Annotated in this window: 2 protein-coding genes and 1 pseudogene; all 3 read left to right on the top strand. The window is 52.8% G+C overall.

What is annotated here, in order from left to right:
- Positions 1-153 (top strand): annotated as a pseudogene (locus LDK53_RS22355) (superoxide dismutase); the annotation flags it as partial.
- A gap of 11 nt (positions 154-164) precedes the next feature.
- Positions 165-854, top strand: coding sequence for a type 1 glutamine amidotransferase domain-containing protein (locus tag LDK53_RS22350; protein ID WP_225288118.1), 690 nt, complete (start codon positions 165-167; stop codon positions 852-854).
- 84 nt (positions 855-938) lie between these two features.
- On the top strand, positions 939-1,689 hold a 751-nt coding region (locus LDK53_RS22345), incomplete at its 3' end, for an aldo/keto reductase (RefSeq protein WP_225288117.1).

The raw sequence follows: 1,689 nt of genomic DNA, 5'->3' as shown, positions 1-1,689 counted from the left end.
ATTTTTCTTGAATGTGACTCTGTCGATGAAGCGATGAACGTAATGGCCGATTTCCCGCTGGCAAAAGCTGGCTTATTAAGCTTTGAGTGCATTCCGCTTGGCTCCTTTATTAACTGGGAAAATCTTTTTGCCGCTGAATACAAAAATAAATAGTGAGGCCCGATATGAAACCTGCAGATAAACCCGTGCTGTGTGTCGTTTCCAGCCATCCGATTAAAGGCGCATCCGGTGTTCCAACCGGTTTTTTCCTGGCCGAGCTGACCCATCCGCTGAAAGTACTGGAAGATGCCGGACTAAAAACGATGATAGCCAGCATTCGCGGGGGACAGCCGCCGGTGGATGGATTTGACCTCAGCGATCCTGTCAACGCCTGGTACTGGAACGAAACCAATTTTCAGCAGCGCCTGGCAACAACACCAGCGTTATCCGAGCTGAACGGTACCGATTACAGCGCCGTTTTCTTTGCGGGCGGCCATGGAACCATGTGGGATTTCCGCGACAGCCAGGATGCCCAGCGTGTTATCCGCGAAGTATATGAAAGTGATGGGATTGTCGCAGCCGTCTGCCACGGACCTGCGGCACTGGTTGACGCAAAGCTCAGCAACGGCGAATACCTGGTGAAAGGCAAAAACGTGGCGGCCTTTACCAACAAGGAAGAGGAAGAAGTTCACACCACAGATGTGGTTCCCTACCTGCTTGAGACTGCACTCCGCGAGCATGGCGCGCTTCATCATGAAGCCCCGAACTGGTCTGAAAACGTGGTTACCGACGGACGCCTTATCACGGGGCAGAATCCCGCTTCAGCGCACGGTGTCGGTGTGGCGCTGTTAAATGCCCTCCGCCAGCCAACTTAATTCATTCATCTGTCTTTCATCGTTACTCACCCTCTTTGGCCGGTTTACGTCAGCAACGTTCCGGCCTTTTTTCAGGAACTGAATATGAAAACTCTTCCTCCAGTCGCGCTCGGCACATGGTCCTGGGGCACAGGCTTCGCCGGTGGCGACACCGTCTTCGGCAATCATCTTTCTGATACTCAGATGGCAGACGTGTTCACCACGGCCATGAGTAAGGGTCTCAACCTCTGGGATACCGCAGCAGTATATGGCATGGGGAGTTCCGAGGCAGCGCTGGGAACATTAGTCCGTCAGTTCCCCCGCGAGGATATGATTTTATCCACCAAATTCACGCCGCAGATTGCGAACGAGCAGTCTGCACAGCCTGTCAGCGATATGCTTGAGGCCAGCCTCGGACGCCTGGGTGTGGACGCGATTGATATCTACTGGATCCATAATCCCCTCGACGTCGAAAAATGGACGCCAGGACTGATCCCACTTTTACAAAGCGGTAAGGTCAAACGCGTAGGTGTTTCCAACCACAATCTGGCACAAATCAGACGCGCCAATGAAATCCTTAACGCTTCCGGTTATTCCCTCAGTGCAGTACAAAATCACTACAGCCTGCTCTATCGCGCTTCTGAAGAGGCCGGGATCCTTGATTATTGCCGACAAAATAACATCACGTTCTTTGCTTACATGGTCCTGGAGCAAGGCGCGCTCAGTGGTCGTTATGATTCAAATCATCCCATGCCTGCCGGGAGTGGCCGGGCCGAAAGTTATAACGCAGTACTGCCGCAGATAGAAAGACTAACCGCCGCCATGAAAAAAATGGGAGCCGAAAGGAATGCCAGCG

Origin of the sequence: Enterobacter sp. K16B, from assembly GCF_020216105.1 — a bacterium.
GTDB classification, from domain to species: domain Bacteria; phylum Pseudomonadota; class Gammaproteobacteria; order Enterobacterales; family Enterobacteriaceae; genus Enterobacter; species Enterobacter sichuanensis.
The sequence above is the reverse complement of the archived record's forward strand: the minus strand, read 5'-3'. Positions and strand labels throughout refer to the sequence as shown.